Raw genomic sequence first — 16,511 nt, 5'->3', positions numbered from 1 at the left:
TCCCTGCCCCGAAAGATAGGCGCCGTGCGCCTTGATGCAAATACGCTGTTCTGTCACTCATACAGGGTGCGGTCCTGTTTATAGGACAGGCGCTCGGGAAGATCGGGAGGCCTAGGGGCGGTTGAGCGCGGCGGTCGAACCCTTCAAGGCGCGGCGGGTCTACCTCGTGCTGCGGGACCGGATCGGCTGCGGCGCGATCCCGGCCGGCACGCGCCTGCCCGGAGAGCCCGACCTGGCCGCCGAGCACGGCGTGGCGCGCGTCACCGTCCGCCGCGCCCTGGACCAGCTCGCGCAGGAAGGGCTGGTGGAACGGCGGCCCGGCGTGGGCACCTTCGTGCGCGGGGGCGAGGCCCTGCCACCGACAGTCGTGGAATTCTCCGACGTCTTCTCCCACCTGAAGGAGATGGGGCGCCGGACCGAGGTGCGCCTGCTATCCTTCGGCTACGTCGTCCCGCCGCCGCCGGTGGCAGAGGCCCTTGAGCTGACACCGGGTGAGCCGGCCCAGCGCGCCGTGCGGGTTCGCCGCATGTCCGGCGACCCTTTCTCCCACCTCACCACCCATGTGCCGGCGCGGATCGGCCAGACCTATTCGGAGGCGGAACTGGCCAGTCAGCCGCTCCTGGCGCTGCTGGAGCGCTCCGGCCTGCGGATCGGGCATGCGCGCCAGAGCATCGGCGCGACCCTGGCGGGCCCCGACCTGGCCGAGGTGCTGGAGGTGGAGATCGGGGCGCCGCTGATCGCGCTGACGCGTCTGGTCCAGGACGAGGAGGGACACCCGGTGGAGCACCTTCGCGCGCTCTACCGCCCCGACCGGTTCTCCTTCGAGATGCAGCTTCAGCGCACCGGCGCGGAGGGCGCGCGGCGCTGGAGCCCCATGACCTCCGCCGGCCAGGAGCTGGCGAACGAACGTGCCCGGCGGCGGGACGCGAGCCCGCGGGATCAGGAGAGGACGAGCCCACCATGACGCATCCGACCATCACCCGCCGTGACCTGCTCGGCGCGACTGCGGCCGGGGCGGCGTTGCTGGCCATGCCCGGCCTGCTCCGCGCGCAGCCCGCGCCGGTGAAGATCGGCCTCCTCCAGCCGCTCACCGGCGCGCTGGCGCAGGACGGGGAGCTCGGCCGGATCGGGGCGGAGGCGGCGGTCGCGAAGATCAACGGCGACGGCGGCCTGCCGGCCCTCGGCGGCGCGCGGATCGAGCTGGTGGTCGCCGATGCACGCTCCAACCCTGAGGCAGGCGCACAGGAGGTGGAGAGATTGCAGGGAGAGGGCGTCGTGGCGGTTGTCGGCGGCTTCGCCAGCCCGATCTGCCTCGCCGCCAGCCAGGCGGCGGCGCGCTACGACCTGCCCTACGTCGTGGATGTCGGCGTGGCGGACCAGATCGTCACGCGCGGGCTGGCCAACACCTTCCGCTTCTCCCCCGGCTTCGGCACCGTGACCACCGCGGCCATCGAGAATCTCGTCCGCCTGAACGACGGGGCCGGGAAGCCCTGCCGCACCGTCGTGCTGGTGCATGAGGACGGCCTCTTCGGAGCCGGCCTCGCGCGGCTGATGGCGGCGGAGTTGCCGAAGCACGGCTTCGAGGTGCTGGAGACGATCGGCCACCCGACGCCGGCGCGCGACATGAACAACATCGCGCTGCGGCTGCGGTCCCTGCGGCCGGACCTGCTGATCCCCTCCTCCTATTACGGGGAGTTCGTGCTGCTCTCCCGCACCATGCGGCAGCAGCGCATCCGGCCGAAGGGCATCTACGCCGTGCTGAACGGCGCGGCCTCCAACTTCCGCTTCGTGCGAGAATTCCCGGACGCGGCGCTCGGCGTGATGGATTGCAATCACTGGCACGACCCGAAGAACGCGGAGGCCGTGGCGCTGAAGCGGCAGGTCGAGGCGTCCGGCAAGTTCTGGGCCTATAACATCCCCATCAACTACTCGATCGTGAAGCTCGTCGCCGATGCGGTGAACCGCGCGGGCGCGGCGGACCGGGCGAAGGTGATCCAAGCCCTCGTGGCCTCCGACTTCTCCGGCCACATCATGCCCTATTCCGGGACGCGCTTCGTGAACGGACAGAACCAGGGCGCGCGTCCCGTGAACACCCAGGTCCAGGACGGGGACATCAAGGTGATCTTCCCGACCGAGGTGGCGGACGCCCAGCCCGTCTTCCCGCTGCAGGGCTGATGCTGCCGCCGGAACTCATCGCGGAGGCCGTGGTGAACGGCCTCCTGGCGGGGGCCGCCTACGCGCTGGTCGCGCTGGGGCTGACCCTCGTCTATGGCGTGCTGCACATCGTGAACTTCGCCCATGGCGCGCTGCTGACGCTCGCCATGTTCGCAGCCTGGGGCCTGCACGCGGCGCTGGGGCTGGACCCTTATGCCGCGATCCTGCCCCTGGCGGCGGTGTTCATGGCCTTCGGCTACGCCCTGCAACGCTGGGTCATCGGCCCGTCCAGCCACGGCGACGACGGCAACACGCTGCTGGTGACGCTCGGCCTGTCCATCGTGATCGAGAACGCGCTGCTGGCGGCGTTCCGCTCGGACACGCGCACCCTCGACACGGATGCGGGATTCGACGTGGTGGAACTGGGGCCGATGCTCCTCTCCCGCCCGCGGCTGATCGGCTTCGGCGTGGCGCTCGTGACGGCGGCGCTGCTCTGGGCCCTCCTGGCGCGGACCGACACGGGCAAGGCCATCCGCGCGGTGGCGAAGGAGAAGCTCGGCGCCCAGCTCTCCGGCATCGATCCGCGGCACGTCTATGCCGTGACCTTCGGGCTGGGCTGCGCCTGCGTGGCGGTGGCGGCGTGCCTGCTCCTGCCGACCTTCTACGTGAACCCGCGCGTGGGGAACGCCTTCGTGCTGGTCGCCTTCACCATCGTCGTGCTGGGGGGCATGGGCTCCGTCCCCGGCGCGCTGCTCGGCGGGCTGTTCATCGGCGTGGTGGAAAGCCTCGGTGGACTGCTTCTGGGGGAAAGCCTGGGGCAGCTCGGCATCTTCCTGATCTTCATCCTTGTCCTGCTACTGCGGCCCACCGGCTTGTTCGGGGCGCGCGCATGAACGCGAAGGAGGTGCTGCCGGGACTGGCGCTGCTGGCCGTGGTCGCGATCATGCCGCTGGTCGCGTCCAACGTGGTGCTGAACTTCCTGCTCTCCTCCCTGGTCATCGCGCTCGCGGCGCAGGGCTGGAACCTGCTGGGCGGCTTCGCCGGGCAGCTCTCCTTCGGACACGCGGCCTTCTTCGGGACCGGCGCCTATGCCACGGCCATCCTGCAGATCCGCTACGGCGTGAACGCCTGGGCGGGCATGGCCGCAGGCATCGCGCTCGGGGCGCTGGTGGGCTGGATCATCGGTGCGCTGTCCTTCCGGGCGCGGCTGCGGGGCTCCTACTTCGCCCTGGTCACCCTCGCCTTCGCCGAGGTGCTGCGCATCCTGGCCAACGCGGCGGATTTCACGGGCGGCGCGGCAGGGCTGTTGATCCGCCTCTCGCCCGGGGTGGAGAACCTGCAATTTTCCTCCCGCGCCGCCTTTCTCTGGCTCCTGACGGGCGTGGTCGCGGCGGTGCTGCTTTTAACGGCGTGGATCGCCGGGAACCGCTTCGGTGCCAGACTGGTCGCCGTACGGGAGAACGAGGACGCGGCCCGCGCACTGGGTGTGGACGTGCTGCGGGTGAAGCTCTCGGCCATCGCGCTGTCCGGCGCCATCACGGCGGCGGCAGGATGCCTTTACGCGCAGAACTTCCTCTATCTCGACGCCAATATCGCCTATGGCACCTGGATCTCGGTGGAGGTGCTGATCGCCTGCGTGCTCGGCGGCAGCGGCACGGTGCTGGGACCAGTGGTCGGCGCACTGGCCCTGCACGGCGTGGGGGAGATCGCGAAGGTCGCCCTCGGGCGCATCGCCGGCCCGGTGCCGGGCGTGGATCTCGTGGTGTTCGGCGCCCTGCTGATTCTCGCCGTCGCCTTCCTGCCGCGCGGCGTGGTGGGTGGCCTGCGCCGGGCCGCTCGGGGGCTGTCCCGGTGACCCTGCTGCGTGCGGAAAGGCTCACGCGACGCTTCGGCGGGCTGCTGGCGGTGGATGACGCCTCGCTGGAGGTGCCGGAGGGGGGCCTCATCGGCCTGATCGGTCCGAATGGCGCGGGGAAGACGACGCTCTTCGCCCTCCTCTCCGGCTTCCTGGCGCCCAGCGCGGGCCGCGTGGTCTTCGGTGGCGTGGACGTGACCACGGAGCCGCCCCACCGGCGCGCCGCGCGGGGGATGGCGCGCACCTTCCAGATCGTGCAGCCCTTCGCCGGCCTGACGGTGCGGGAGAACATCGCGGTCGGCGCCTATCTGCGCCACGCAGCTCGCGCCGAGGCGATCCGTGCGGCGGAAGCGGTGGCGAAGGAGGTCGGGCTGGGTCCCATGCTGGACGCTCAGGCCGGGTCGCTCACGGTGGCCGGCCGCAAGCGGCTGGAGCTCGCCCGCGCGCTCGCCACCGCGCCGCGCCTGCTGCTGCTGGACGAGGTCCTGGCCGGGCTCAACCCCTCGGAGGTGCGGGACATCATCCCGGTCATCCACGCCATCCGGGACCGTGGCGTCTCGATCCTGATGATCGAGCACGTGATGCAGGCGGTGATGAACCTCTGCGACCACGTGCACGTGTTGGCCAGCGGCCGAATGATCGCCGCCGGCCCGCCGCGCGCGGTCACCGCCGACCCGCAGGTGATCGAGGCCTATCTCGGCCATGGTGCGGCGGCGCGGATCGCCGCGGGCAGCGCCCATGCTTGAGGTGCGGGGCCTGCGCGCCGGCTACGGCCCGGTCGAGGTGCTGCGCGGCCTGGACATGGCCGTGGCCTCCGGGGAGATCGTGGCCGTGCTCGGCGCCAACGGCGTGGGCAAGACGACGCTGAACAAGGTCCTGTCCGGCGTGCTCCCGGCGCGCGGCGGCGAGATCCGCTTCGACGGCACGCGGCTGGACGGCACGGACCCCGCCCGGATCGTGGCGGCCGGGCTGATCCACGTGCCGGAGGGACGCCGGATTTTCCCGGACATGAGCGTGCGGGAGAACCTGGAACTCGGCGCCTATTGCCGCGGGCGTGCCCGCCGCGCCGCGAACCTCGAACGCGCCTTCGAGACGTTCCCGCGCCTGCGGGAACGCGCGCGCCAGATGGCCGGCACGCTCTCCGGCGGAGAGCAGCAGATGCTCGCCATCGGCCGCGGGATGATGGCGGAGCCGCGGCTGCTGATCCTGGATGAACCCTCCCTCGGACTCTCGCCGCTGCTGGTGGAGGAGATGTTCGCCCTGATCCTGCGGCTGAACTCGGAAGGGCTTCCGATTCTGCTGGTGGAGCAGAACGTCGTCCAGTCGCTCGAGATCGCCTCGCGCGGCTTCATCCTGGAGAACGGGCGCTTCGCCCTGAGCGGCCCCGCCGCCGCGTTGCGCGACGATCCCGAGCTGCGCCGGGTCTATCTCGGCCTATGAGGCATGCATGACGCCTGACCCCGTCACCCTGGCGATCCTGAAAGGTCGCCTGGAAGGCATCGCGGACGAGATGGACGCGACCCTCTTCCGCTCCGCCTTCAACCCCATCATCGCGGAGGCGAAGGACGCCTGCCACGGGCTGTACCACGCCACCACCGGCGAGACGCTGGTGCAGGGCACGAGCGGCCTGCCGATCTTCGTGGGCGCGATGGCCTTCGCGGTGAAGATGGTGATCGACAAGGTGGCGCGGGACGGCGACCTCCGCCCGGGCGACACCTTCCTGTTCAACGATCCGTACGATGCTGGCACGCATCTCAACGACTTCCGACTGGTGCGGCCGGTCTTCCGGCAGGGCGCGCTGTTCTGCTGGATCGCCTCGGTCGGACACTGGCTGGACGTCGGCGGCAACGTTCCCGGCGGCTACAATCCAAAGGCGGTGGAAAGCTTTCAGGAAGGCTTCCGCCTGCCGCCCGTGCGGCTCATCCGGGACGGCGTGATCAATCAGGACATCGTGGACATCCTGGCTGCCAACTCCCGCGTGCCGGCCTCCAACTGGGGCGACCTGAACGGACAGCTGAACGCGCTGGACCTCGGCGAGCGCCGGCTGAACGCCCTGATCGACGAGCATGGCGAGGCGCTGGTGGAGGGAGCCTTCACCGCCTTTTCCGCCCGCGCCGAGGCGCTGATGCGCGCCGCCATCGCCGGCCTGCCAGACGGCACATATGCCTTCGAGGATGTGCTGGATAATGACGGTATCACCGATGAGGTGCTGACCATCGCACTGGACCTGACGATCCGCGGGGAGGAGATGGTGCTGGACTTCTCCCGCTCCTCCCCGCCCGCGCAGGGGCCGGTGAGCATCAGCCGCGCCACGACGATCGCCGGCTGCTACGTCGCGCTGAAGCACGTTTTCACGGAGGTGCCGGCCAATGCCGGCTGCCTCCGCCCGATCCGCTTCGTCGTGCCCGATACGACGCTCCTCGGGGCCGGAGCACCGCGCCCCGTCGCAGGCTATACCGAGACGGTGCTGCGGCTCATCGGCGTGATTTTCGGCGCGCTCGCGAAGGCCGATCCGGCGCGCGCCACCGCGGCTCCCTTCGGCACGATCAACGCGCTCTCCATGGCCGGGCACCGCGCGGACGGTTCGCGGTGGGTCATGTTCTCCTTCTTCGGCGGTGGTCTGGGGGGCAACCCTGAGAGCGACGGGCTGAATCACGCCAACAACCCCATCTCCACCGCCACCATCCCGCCGGTCGAGATCCTGGAGGCTGCCTATCCCGTGATGTTCACGCAGTGGGCGCTCCGGCCGGATTCCGCCGGCGCCGGTCAGCATCGCGGCGGCCTCGGCGCGGTCTACGAGATCGAGGCCCTGGTGCCCGCCAGCGTGTCGCTGCTGGGAGAGCGCGGGAAGGTGCCGCCCTTCGGCGTGGGCGGTGGCGCCCCAGCCGCGCCCAACCGCTTTCAGTGGCAAACGGTGGATGGGATGCGCTCGCCACCCATGGTCTCCAAGGTAACGGACATCCGGATCGAGGCGGGGCAGCGCGTGCGGCTGGAGACACCGGGCGGCGGTGGCTGGGGAGACCCCGGCCGGCGCGACGCCGGCGCCGCGTCGCGCGACCGACGCCTGGGCTACGTCACGGAATGAGCGAGGGCAGCAAGGTCGTCGGCGTGGATGTCGGCGGCACCTTCACGGACCTCTTCCTGTTCGATGCAACGGGGAAGCGCTTCCGCACCGCCAAGGTTCCCTCGAACCGCGGCGACGAGGCGGTGGGGTTCCTGAAAGGACTCCGCGAGCTCGGCGCCGTGGCGGAGCTGGCCTCCGTGGTGCACGGCACCACGGTCGGGACGAATGCGCTGCTGGAGCGCAAGGGCGCGAAAGTCGGGCTGATCACCACGTCGGGCTTCCGCGACGTGCTGGAAATGCGCCGCCGCGACCGGCGCCGAACCTGGGGCCTCTGGGGTGACTTCGTTCCCGTGGTGGACCGCGACATGCGACTGGAGGTGGAGGAACGCACCCTCGCCGACGGCACGATCCGCCATCCGGTGGACACCGGGGCGGTGCGCGACGCCGCTCGCGAGCTTCTGTCGGCGGGCGCGGAGGCTCTGGCGATCGTCTTCATCAACGCCTACGCCAACTCGGCCAATGAGCGCGCCGCGCTGGCCGCCGCGGTCGAGGTCTGGCCAAACGACTTCGTCGCATGCTCCTCCGGTATCCTGCCCGAGATTCGGGAGTTCGAGCGTACCTCCACGGCCGCGCTGAACGCGTATCTCCAGCCGGTGGTCGGCTCGTATATCGGCAAGCTGGACGATGCGCTGAAGGGGGACGGCTTCACCGGCCGCTTCCACATTGTCCAGAGCAATGGCGGGGTGATGTCCACGGAATCCGCCCGGCGCCTGCCGGTGCGGACGGCCCTGTCCGGCCCCGCGGCCGGGGTGATCGCGGCGGCGGCCATCGCGCGGGAGGCCGGCTTCCCCGACGTGGTCACCGGCGATCTCGGCGGCACCTCCTTCGACGTCTCGCTCGTGGTGGGCGGCCAGACCGCCCTGGCCGCTCAGACCACGATCGACTTCGGCCTGGTCATCCGCACGCCGATGATCGAGATCACCACCATCGGCGCCGGTGGTGGCTCCATCGCGCGCGTGGATGCGGGCGGCCTGTTGCAGGTGGGGCCGGAGAGCGCGGGCTCCCGCCCGGGCCCGGTCTGCTACGGGCAGGGCAATACCCGCCCGACCCTGACGGACGCGAACGTGGTGCTCGGCCGCATCAACGCGGAGCGACCAATCGGCGGAGGGCTGAAGCGGCTCGACGTGGCGGCGGCGAAGGCCGCGATTCTGGAGCACGTCGGTGTCCCGTTGGGGCTCGACGCCATGGCGGCGGCCGAAGCTATTTTACGCGTCGCCAACGGCCACATGGCGAAGGCGATCCGCCTCGTCTCCATTGAGCGCGGCCATGATCCCGGCCGCTTTGCCGCCGTGCCCTTTGGCGGCGGCGGCGCGCTGCATGCCGGCGCCCTGTTGCGCGACGTGGGCCTGAAGGCAGCGCTGGTGCCGCGCTTTCCCGGCATCAACTCCGCCCTGGGCTGCGTGATCGCGGATATTCGGCACGATCAGGTCCGCACGGTGAACCTCTCGTTGGAGGGAATCGACGCGGCGTCGCTCGACACGTTGATGGTGTCGGAGGCGGGGGAGGTTCGCGCCGTGGTCGAGACGGCGGGCCTGCCGGTCGATCGGATCGACATGCTGTTCGAACTCGACATGCATTATGCCGGGCAGACGCACACCGTCGCCGTACCGCTTCCGCTCGAAATCGCCGGCCGCAGCACCGGCGTGACGGAAGCATCCATCCGCGCGGCCTTCGAGACCGCGTATCGCGCCAGCTTCAGCCGCCTGCTGCACGGCGTGCCGGCGCGGATCGTGAACCTGCGCACGGCGGCGATTGGGCGACGGCCCCGTTTCGATCTCTCCGCCCTGGCGCCGGAGCCCGGGGCCACGCTGGAGGGGGCACGGCGCGGCACACGTCCTGTCTGGTTCGGGGGCGCCTGGCACGAGACGACGATCCTCTCGCGGCTGGACCTGCCGGTCGGCGCAATGATCCATGGCCCCGCGATCCTAGAGCAGCCCGACGCGACGACGGTCGTCGACCCCGGCCTCGTCGCAAGGGTGGACCGCCTGGGGAACGTCATCATCGAGGCTTCGGCATGAGCCAGGACCCCATCCCCGCCGCGAACACGGCGCTGCTGCTCTTCGACCTCCAGAACGACTTCATCCATCCGGACGGCGCCTATGCGCGCGGCGGTCAGGGGGATCCGGACATCGCGGCCCTGCCGGCACGCCTGGCGCCTTTGGCCGAAGCGATGCGGAAAGCGGGCGGCTGGATCGCCTCCACCCACTTCACCCTCTGGCCCGGCCGGGGCGGGGAGCCGATCATCGCCCCGCATCTGAAGCAGCTCCGTCCCTTCCTGCGCCGCGGCGACTTCGCGCCGGGAAGCTGGGGCCAGCGCCTGGTGGACGAGCTCGGCCCGAGCGACATCCCGATCGAGAAGGTGGCCTACTCCGCCTTCTACATGACCCGGCTGGAGTGGATGCTCCGCAAATGCGGGATCGAGCGGCTGATTGTCGCGGGCATCACCACGAATGGCGGCGTGGCCACCACGGTGCGGGACGCGCATGTGCGGGATATCGAGGTGACCGTCCTCGCCGACGGTTGCGCGACCTTCGGGCGGGCGGCGCACGAGATGGCCATCGCCGCGCTGCGCCCCGTGGCCCGCGTCGCCACCGTAGCGGAGGCGATGGCGGAGCTTCAGGGGTGACGCTCGTGCCGGCCGGAGAGGGTTACGACGTCACCATGCCCGTCGTGGTGGTGGGGGCGGGGGCGGCCGGCCTTTGCGCGGCGCTGGCGGTGCGGGAACGAGGCGCCGATGTGCTGGTGCTGGAGCGCGACCCCGTTCCGCGCGGTTCCACCGCGCTCTCGGCCGGGTTGGTCCCGGCGGCGGGAACGCGCTGGCAGCGCGAGGCGGGCATTGAGGACAGCCCCGCGCTCTTCGCGCGCGATATCATGGCCAAGGCCGAGGGCGAGCCCGACCCGGCCGCGGTGGATGTGGTGACCCGCGCCGCAGGCCCCGCCCTCGAATGGCTGTCGGAGGCGCACGGGCTGGACTTCTCGGTCATCACCGACTTCCGGTACCCCGGCCACTCCGCCCACCGAATGCACGGCCTGCCCAGCCGATCGGGCGCGGAGCTGGTGGACCGGCTGCGCGGGGCGGCGGAGCGCGCCGGCATCGACATCCTTTGTGACGCGCAGGTGGTGGCCCTGCATGCCGCCCCGGACGGCCGCGTCGCCGGCCTGACCCTGCGCCGGCCCGATGGCAGCGAGGATCGGTTGGGCTGCGGCGCTCTCGTCCTCGCCTGCAACGGGTATGGCGGCAACAGGGAGTTGGTGCGCCAGCATCTGCCGGCGTTGGCGGACGCGCTCTACTTCGGCCACCCCGGAAACCAGGGCGACGCGATCCTGTGGGGGGAAGCCCTGGGGGCCGCCACGCGTCACCTCTCCGGCCACCAGGGCCACGGCTCCGTGGCCCATCCCGCTGGCATCCTCATCACTTGGGCCACGATCACCGAGGGTGGGATTCAGGTGAACCTCAAAGGGCACCGCTTCTCCGACGAGAGCCACGGCTATTCTGAGCAGGCCGCGACGGTGCTCACGCAGCCAGAGGGCATCGCCTGGACCATCTTCGACGCCCGCATCGCCGGCATCGTCCGGCAGTTCGAGGATTTCCGCCAGGCCGAGGCCGCGGGCGCCGTGCTCCAGGCGGAGACGGTATCGGCCTTGGCCGCCGCAGCCCACCTGCCGGGAGCCGCCCTCTCGGACACTCTCGCCGAGGTGGAGGGCCTGAAGGCCGCCGGCGCGACCGACCGCTTCGGCCGGTCCTTCGCCGGCGTTCGGCAATTGGTGCGCCCCTACCACGCGGTCCGGGTCACCGGGGCGTTGTTCCATACCCAGGGAGGGCTGGTCGTGGATGACGGCGCACGGGTGCTGCACCCCGACGGCCGGCCTTTCCCGAACCTGTTCGCGGCGGGCGGCGCGGCCTGCGGCGTTTCGGGGCCCCGCGCCTCGGGCTACCTGTCCGGCAACGGCCTGCTCACGGCGGTGGCCCTGGGGCGCCTCGCGGGGGAGCGGGCGGGGGAGATGACCCGAGCCGCCTGACCCCGGTCGGCCCTATCCGGCGTCGGCGGCCAGCAGCATCGTTCGGGCGAGCACACGGACGCCGGACAGGAAGTCCTCCTCTGTCATGCTCTCGTCGGGATTGTGGCTGCCGTTCTGGTTACGCATCAGCAGCACAGACGCCTCCACGCCCTTCAGCGCGAACATCGCGGCATCATGTCCCACCGTGGGCATGCGAAGGGCCGGGATGCCTAGGGCGCTCGCGCTGTCCTCCGCCATCCCGATCAGCCGGGCGCTGAGCGCCACCGGCGCCGTGCCGACCTCGGGCCCGAGGTCGAAGACCACGCCCCGCTTCGCGGAGATCCGCGCGACCTCGTCCAGGATGAAGGCCCTTGCCGCGGCGAGGACGTCGGGGGTGGTGCTGCCGACGTTCAGGCTGAATCCAACCTCGCCCGCCACCTTCGTCATGGCGTGCTGGGACGGGTCGGTGAAGAACTTCCCGACCGTCGCGACGAAGCTGTCGTCCCCCCGCCCGATCAGCCCCGCCCAGTACGTGTCCAGTGCGAGCGCGAGTTCCGCGACGGCAAGAACCGCGTCCTGACGATGAGAGCGAGGCAGCGCGGCGGAGTGGCCATAGACCCCGCGGCAACGTGCAGAGGGGAAGCGGACGTTTCCGCGGATGGCCGAGGCGATGCCCAGGGGAGCATCCGCCGCTTCCAGAAGCGGCCCTTGCTCGATGTGCAATTCCAGGAAGCAGTCCAGGTCGGCGGGATCGAGCACGGCCCCCGGGGCCCCGGGATAGCCCAGCGCGCGAAGATGGTCCGCCAGACCGCGGCCACTGTCGGCCCGACGAAGATCGCCGATCTCGGGCAGGGTGGAATGCCCGAGCATCAGCCGGCTCCCGATATAGGCGGTGCCGAACCACGGACTTTCCTCGCCACGCATCGCGATCGCCAGCAGGGGGCGCCGAAGCCGCAGCCCAGCAGCCTCCGCCGCCGCGAGCACGGTGACGGCCGCCACCGCGCCGGCGAGGCCATCGTAGTTCCCGCCATTGGGCACGGAGTCCAGGTGCGAGCCAGAGGCCACCGCCCGCCCGGCCGGATCTCCCGGACGGGTGACGTGGAGATTGCCGAAGGCGTCCGGATTCACCACCAAGCGCCGCTCCCGCGCGAAGGCGATGACGGCCTCCGCCGCCAGTTCCTCCGCCGCGCTGTAGGTCGGGCGGGTGATCCCGGGCGGCGGCGCGGCGGTGCGGTTGCCGATGGACGCCACCAGCGCCCAGGCGTCCGCCCCGCAGCGGTCGAGATGCGGCCGGAGCGTGGCGAAGGCGTCCATCGGCGCGCCGCTCAGATAAAGGTCAGCAGCCGGCGCGGATTGCCGACCATGATCGCGTCGAGCTCCGCCTCCGTGTAGCCACGCTTGCGGGCGTGCGGCAGCACCTTCTTCTGGATATGCGCGTAGCCATGCCCCCCGAACTCGGAGAATTGGATGGTGTGGCAGATGTCGTGGCTGATCACGACCTGATCGAGGTGCCCGCGGTCGATGACGCGGCGGATGGCGCGCAGGCGGGCGCCGTCATTCGGCATGTCGATGTCGGAATGGGCGTAGTAGGTGGATTCCTGCCCGAATAGGTCCCATTCCAGGATCACGCCGGCATCGGCCAGGCGGAACAGCCGGTCATCGTCGAAGATCGTGCGGTCGATGTGGTCGATGATCGTGCGCTGCATGTTCGCACCGTGCTCGCGCAGGAACTCCACCAGCATCCAGGGATGGTCCTGGTGACGCGCGGGGTGGATGGTCAGGGACGCGCCCGTCTCCTGCTGCGCGATCACGGCGCCGGCCAGGACGCGCTTCTCCAGGTCGGTCCAGGGCCACTGGCACCCGATCTCGCCCACGATGCCGGCGCGGACCCCGGTGCCCCAGGCGCCCTGCTGCACTTGGTCGATCATCTCCTTCGCAAAGCTGTCCACCGTGCGGTCATGGTTGGCCGGGTCCTGGTAGTCATGGACGTAGTGGCCGCAGCCCATGACGATATGGGCGCCGGTCGCGCGGGCGACCTCGGCCAGCCCCTCCGGGTCGGGCACCAGCCCGCCGATCGTCAGCTCGACGACGCTCTTGCCGCCGGCCTCCACGATCTCGGCAGTGGCGCGGGTGGCCATCGCGCGGTCCCGCTGGCAGGTGTTGCGCGGGTCGGACACATGGGCGTTCAGCAGGTCCCACCACTGTTCCGGCTTCGGGCCGCCCCGCAATCCGGGATCGCGCAGCGCCGGCGGGGTGATGTCCCACAGCAGGTGCTCGTGCATCAGCGTCGGGCCCAGCTCGGCCGGGTCGATGAGGCCCAGCACGGTCTGGGCCTTGCCCCGCATCTCGTCTCGCGTCAGGCGCATCGCGTCGTCTCCTCGGGGCTCAGGCCCAGCGCACGTTCCAGGGATAGCTCGAAGCGGTCTTCAGGAAGCCGGTCAGTCCGGTTCGCCAAGCGGTCCGGATGAAGTAGCGACCGAGCGGCACCACCGGGACCTCCCGGTAGCTCTCCTGCTGGATCTCCTCTGCCAGCCGCGCCTGGCTCGCCTCGTCCTGGGCGGTCAGCCACTCGGCCGCCAGCGTCTCCACCCGCGGGTTGGAATACCAGCCGAACCAGCCATTCGCGCCCTGGCCGCGCAGGATCGGGCTGATGGCCGGGTTCAGGATGCTCGGGCTGGGCCACCAGGTGTGGAAGATGCTCCAGCCGCCGCGCTCCACCGGCTCGCGGCTGGCCCGGCGCTGGATCACGGAGCCCCAATCCGTCTCCACCAACTCCACGTTCATCTCGAGCTTGCGGAGCAGGTCGGCCGTGACCAGCCCGAAGGGACCGATGCTCGGCAGGTCGCTGGGATTGATGATGACCACCTTCTCGCCGCGATAGCCGGCGTCGCGCAGCATGGCCTTGGCGCGGTTCAGGTCAGGCGGGCCGCGCAGGTCGGCCGGCCGCGTCTCCTGCCCATAGGCCGTGCCGCAGGGCCACATGGAGTGGCACTCGGAGAAGATCTCCGGATCGTTCCCGGTGATGGCGCGGAGGTAGTCATCCTGGTTCGCCGCGTAGAGGATCGCGCGCCGGACGCCGACATTGTTGAAGGGAGGGTGCAGCGTGTTGAATCGGAGCGAGCCGATGTAGCCGCTCGGGTCGTTCACGCCAACGGTGACGCCGCGTGTGCGCCGCAGCAGCGGCGTGAGGTCGGGGTTCACCTGGTCCCACCAGTCCACCTCGCCGGCACGCAGCGCCGCGGCGGCCGTCGCGCTGTCCGGCATGACCAGCCACTCGATCCGCTCGAAATGAGCGACCTTGCCGCCGGCGGTGTTCTGCGCCGGCTCCTGGCGCGGCACATAGCCCTCGAACTTCCGGTACACGACGCGGGAGCCGGAATTGTACTCGTCCGCGACGAACCGGTAGGGGCCGGAGCCCACCATCTCCGTCACCTGCCGGAAGGGATCGGTGCGGGCCAGCCGTTCCGGCATCATGAAAGCCGAGACCGCCGCGGTCTTCGCCATGGCGTTCGGCAGCAGCGGAAAGGGGGAGCGCAGCGCGATCCGGATCGTCCGATCATCCGGCGCGCCCCAGCTCTCCACCAGCGGCAGCAGGGAGCCGCCGAAGACGTCGCGCTTCGCCCAGCGCTCCAGGCTCGCGGCGCAGTCGCGGGCCAGCACCCGCTCCCCGTCATGCCAGCGCAGGCCGTCCCGCAGGCGGATGGTCCAGGTGCGCCCATCGTCGGACACGCTGTGCCCTTCCGCCATCTGCGGCTGCACCCGGCCGGCATCGTCCACGCCGAACAGCGTGTCGAACACCGTGTACCCATGGGTTTGGCTGATGGAGGCGGTGGTCCAGATCGGGTCCAGCGCGGTCAGATTGGCCTGTGGGACGAAGACCAGGACGCGGGGATCGCGGCGCTGGGCGCGGGCGGGCACGGCCCCGGCCACGGCGGCCAGCCCGGCCGAGGTGGCGATGAAGCGGCGGCGGTACATCGGATCTCCTGCCGGAAGCGGTGGTCTGGAAGTGCTGGCCCGAGGATTCAGGGCATCTCGCCGGCGCGGGGCAGCAAGCTGCTCCGGGCCTGCGCGAAGTCGCCCACCGCCGCCACGAAGCGGTCGAGGTCGGACTGCGCCACGGGCAGGCTGAGCGCGACCATGCCGCGCCGCGCGAGATAGATGCCGGCCGCCGCCATATCGAGGAAGAAGAGCTCGCGCAGCGCCTCCTCCCGTTCCGTGTGGACGAAGGGACGCTCGATCGGCGCCGGTCGGAACTGCACCGTGGCCATGGAGCCGATCCCGCTGAAATGCATCGCCGTATCCGCGCGCGCGAGGGTCGCGTTCAGCGCGGCCCGCATCGCCTCGCCGCGCTGGAACAGCTCCTCCGCCACGTCGGGCGTGAAGATCGCGCCCATCGCGACGCGCCCCGCCGCCATGGAGAGCACGTTGTTGTTGAACGTGCCGGCATGCGGCAGCTTGCCGTCGAAGAGCGACATCACGTCCGCCCGGCCGCCGAAGGCGCCGAAGCTCATCCCGCCCGCGACGTACTTGCCGAGCGTGGTCAGGTCGGGCGTGATGCCCAGCCGCTTCTGCATCCCGCCGCCGCTCATGCGGGAGGTCATCACCTCGTCGAAGATGAGCAGCGCGCCCACCTCCTGCGTCGCCTCCCGCAGGGCGGCAAGGAAGTCCGGGCGGGCCGGGATGCAGCCGCCGCTGCCGAGCATCGGCTCGACGATGACGGCGGCCAGCCGGTCCGCATGCTCGCGGATCACCGCGACCGCGCCCTCCGGGTCGTTGTAGTCCGCCATGACGAAGGGGAAGGGCACCGTCACCGGCGCCGGGCCGTTCAGCGAGAAGAGCAGCACGCCCCCGTGGTAGCCACCGCGGAAGGCGAGGATCGTGTCGCGCCCCGTGAAGGCCCGCGCCACGGTCAGCGCCATCAGGTTGCCCTCCGTGCCGCTGTTGGTGAAGCGCACGAGGTCGATGGAAGGGAAGCGTTCGCAGACGAGGCCGGCCAGTTCCCCCTCCGCCGCACCCACGGCCGCGAGGTTCAGGCCGCGCGCCATCGCGGCGTGCACGGCGGCATGGATGCGCGGCTCCGAATGTCCGAAGAGCCCGGCCGTGTACTCGCCGCAGAGGTCGAGGTAGTGGCGCCCGTCCACGTCCCAGAGGCGGCAGTCCTCGCCGCGTTCCATCGCGATGGGGAAGGGACCGTAATACAGGACCGACCGGGTGTTGCCGCCCGGCATGACCTTCCGGGCCGCCTCGTGCAGGGCCCGGCTCTTGGGATGGGTGGCGATGTAGTTCTCTCGCGCCTCCTGCAAGGTCGAGGTCAGGTCGCTGTTCCGAAGGACGGTAGCAGTGCTCATGGGCGTTCTCCGGGGCTGGTGTCCTGTCGAA

General features: G+C 70.8%; 14 protein-coding genes. 10 read left to right on the top strand and 4 right to left on the bottom strand.

Translation table 11 applies throughout. From position 1 onward, the window contains the following. The first annotated feature begins 121 nt into the window (after positions 1 to 121). The 10 genes from ACP6CK_RS09520 to ACP6CK_RS09475 are packed head-to-tail and all read left to right on the top strand — an operon-like array spanning position 122 to position 11,153. Entirely contained in the window at positions 122 to 964 is an 843-nt protein-coding gene (locus tag ACP6CK_RS09520) for a GntR family transcriptional regulator (RefSeq protein WP_426958647.1), read from the top strand. Continuing rightward, complete coding sequence (locus tag ACP6CK_RS09515; RefSeq protein WP_426958646.1) at positions 961 to 2,175, top strand: ABC transporter substrate-binding protein; 1,215 nt, start codon at positions 961 to 963, stop codon at positions 2,173 to 2,175. Before ACP6CK_RS09520 ends, ACP6CK_RS09515 begins: the two co-directional genes overlap by 4 nt. Continuing rightward, on the top strand, positions 2,175 to 3,047 hold the full coding sequence (locus ACP6CK_RS09510; RefSeq protein ID WP_426958645.1) for a branched-chain amino acid ABC transporter permease: 873 nt from the start codon (positions 2,175 to 2,177) through the stop codon (positions 3,045 to 3,047). Before ACP6CK_RS09515 ends, ACP6CK_RS09510 begins: the two co-directional genes overlap by 1 nt. After that, entirely contained in the window at positions 3,044 to 4,009 is a 966-nt protein-coding gene (locus ACP6CK_RS09505; RefSeq protein ID WP_426958644.1) for a branched-chain amino acid ABC transporter permease, read from the top strand. The genes ACP6CK_RS09510 and ACP6CK_RS09505 overlap by 4 nt, the downstream gene beginning before the upstream one ends. Then, positions 4,006 to 4,755 (top strand): ABC transporter ATP-binding protein, encoded by a 750-nt coding sequence (locus ACP6CK_RS09500; RefSeq protein ID WP_426958643.1) that lies wholly within the window; start codon positions 4,006 to 4,008, stop codon positions 4,753 to 4,755. Before ACP6CK_RS09505 ends, ACP6CK_RS09500 begins: the two co-directional genes overlap by 4 nt. Further along, positions 4,748 to 5,449, top strand: a complete 702-nt coding sequence (locus ACP6CK_RS09495; RefSeq protein WP_426958642.1) for an ABC transporter ATP-binding protein — start codon at positions 4,748 to 4,750, stop codon at positions 5,447 to 5,449. The genes ACP6CK_RS09500 and ACP6CK_RS09495 overlap by 8 nt, the downstream gene beginning before the upstream one ends. A 7-nt stretch (positions 5,450 to 5,456) precedes the next feature. Then, complete coding sequence (locus ACP6CK_RS09490) at positions 5,457 to 7,094, top strand: hydantoinase B/oxoprolinase family protein (protein WP_426958641.1); 1,638 nt, start codon at positions 5,457 to 5,459, stop codon at positions 7,092 to 7,094. Beyond that, the gene (locus ACP6CK_RS09485; RefSeq protein WP_426958640.1) at positions 7,091 to 9,151 is read left to right on the top strand and encodes a hydantoinase/oxoprolinase family protein; all 2,061 of its coding nucleotides are present in this window, start codon (positions 7,091 to 7,093) and stop codon (positions 9,149 to 9,151) included. Before ACP6CK_RS09490 ends, ACP6CK_RS09485 begins: the two co-directional genes overlap by 4 nt. Continuing rightward, positions 9,148 to 9,759 (top strand): cysteine hydrolase, encoded by a 612-nt coding sequence (locus ACP6CK_RS09480; protein WP_426958639.1) that lies wholly within the window; start codon positions 9,148 to 9,150, stop codon positions 9,757 to 9,759. The genes ACP6CK_RS09485 and ACP6CK_RS09480 overlap by 4 nt, the downstream gene beginning before the upstream one ends. Continuing rightward, entirely contained in the window at positions 9,756 to 11,153 is a 1,398-nt protein-coding gene (locus ACP6CK_RS09475; protein WP_426958638.1) for an FAD-dependent oxidoreductase, read from the top strand. The genes ACP6CK_RS09480 and ACP6CK_RS09475 overlap by 4 nt, the downstream gene beginning before the upstream one ends. A gap of 12 nt (positions 11,154 to 11,165) precedes the next feature. Here the strand turns inward: ACP6CK_RS09475 and ACP6CK_RS09470 are convergent, their stop codons facing one another. The 4 genes from ACP6CK_RS09470 to ACP6CK_RS09455 are packed head-to-tail and all read right to left on the bottom strand — an operon-like array spanning position 11,166 to position 16,480. Beyond that, positions 11,166 to 12,446, bottom strand: coding sequence for a hydantoinase/carbamoylase family amidase (locus ACP6CK_RS09470; RefSeq protein ID WP_426958637.1), 1,281 nt, complete (start codon positions 12,444 to 12,446; stop codon positions 11,166 to 11,168). A gap of 11 nt (positions 12,447 to 12,457) precedes the next feature. Beyond that, complete coding sequence (locus tag ACP6CK_RS09465; RefSeq protein ID WP_426958636.1) at positions 12,458 to 13,498, bottom strand: phosphotriesterase family protein; 1,041 nt, start codon at positions 13,496 to 13,498, stop codon at positions 12,458 to 12,460. Positions 13,499 to 13,517: 19 nt separating this feature from the next. Then, entirely contained in the window at positions 13,518 to 15,107 is a 1,590-nt protein-coding gene (locus ACP6CK_RS09460; RefSeq protein WP_426958635.1) for an ABC transporter substrate-binding protein, read from the bottom strand. A gap of 47 nt (positions 15,108 to 15,154) precedes the next feature. Then, entirely contained in the window at positions 15,155 to 16,480 is a 1,326-nt protein-coding gene (locus ACP6CK_RS09455) for an aspartate aminotransferase family protein (RefSeq protein ID WP_426958634.1), read from the bottom strand. Positions 16,481 to 16,511 lie beyond the last annotated feature (31 nt).

This window comes from Muricoccus radiodurans, assembly GCF_050154705.1.
In the GTDB taxonomy this organism is placed as follows: Bacteria; Pseudomonadota; Alphaproteobacteria; order Acetobacterales; family Acetobacteraceae; genus Roseomonas; species Roseomonas radiodurans.
This window is presented reverse-complemented; position numbering and strand designations above follow the sequence as displayed.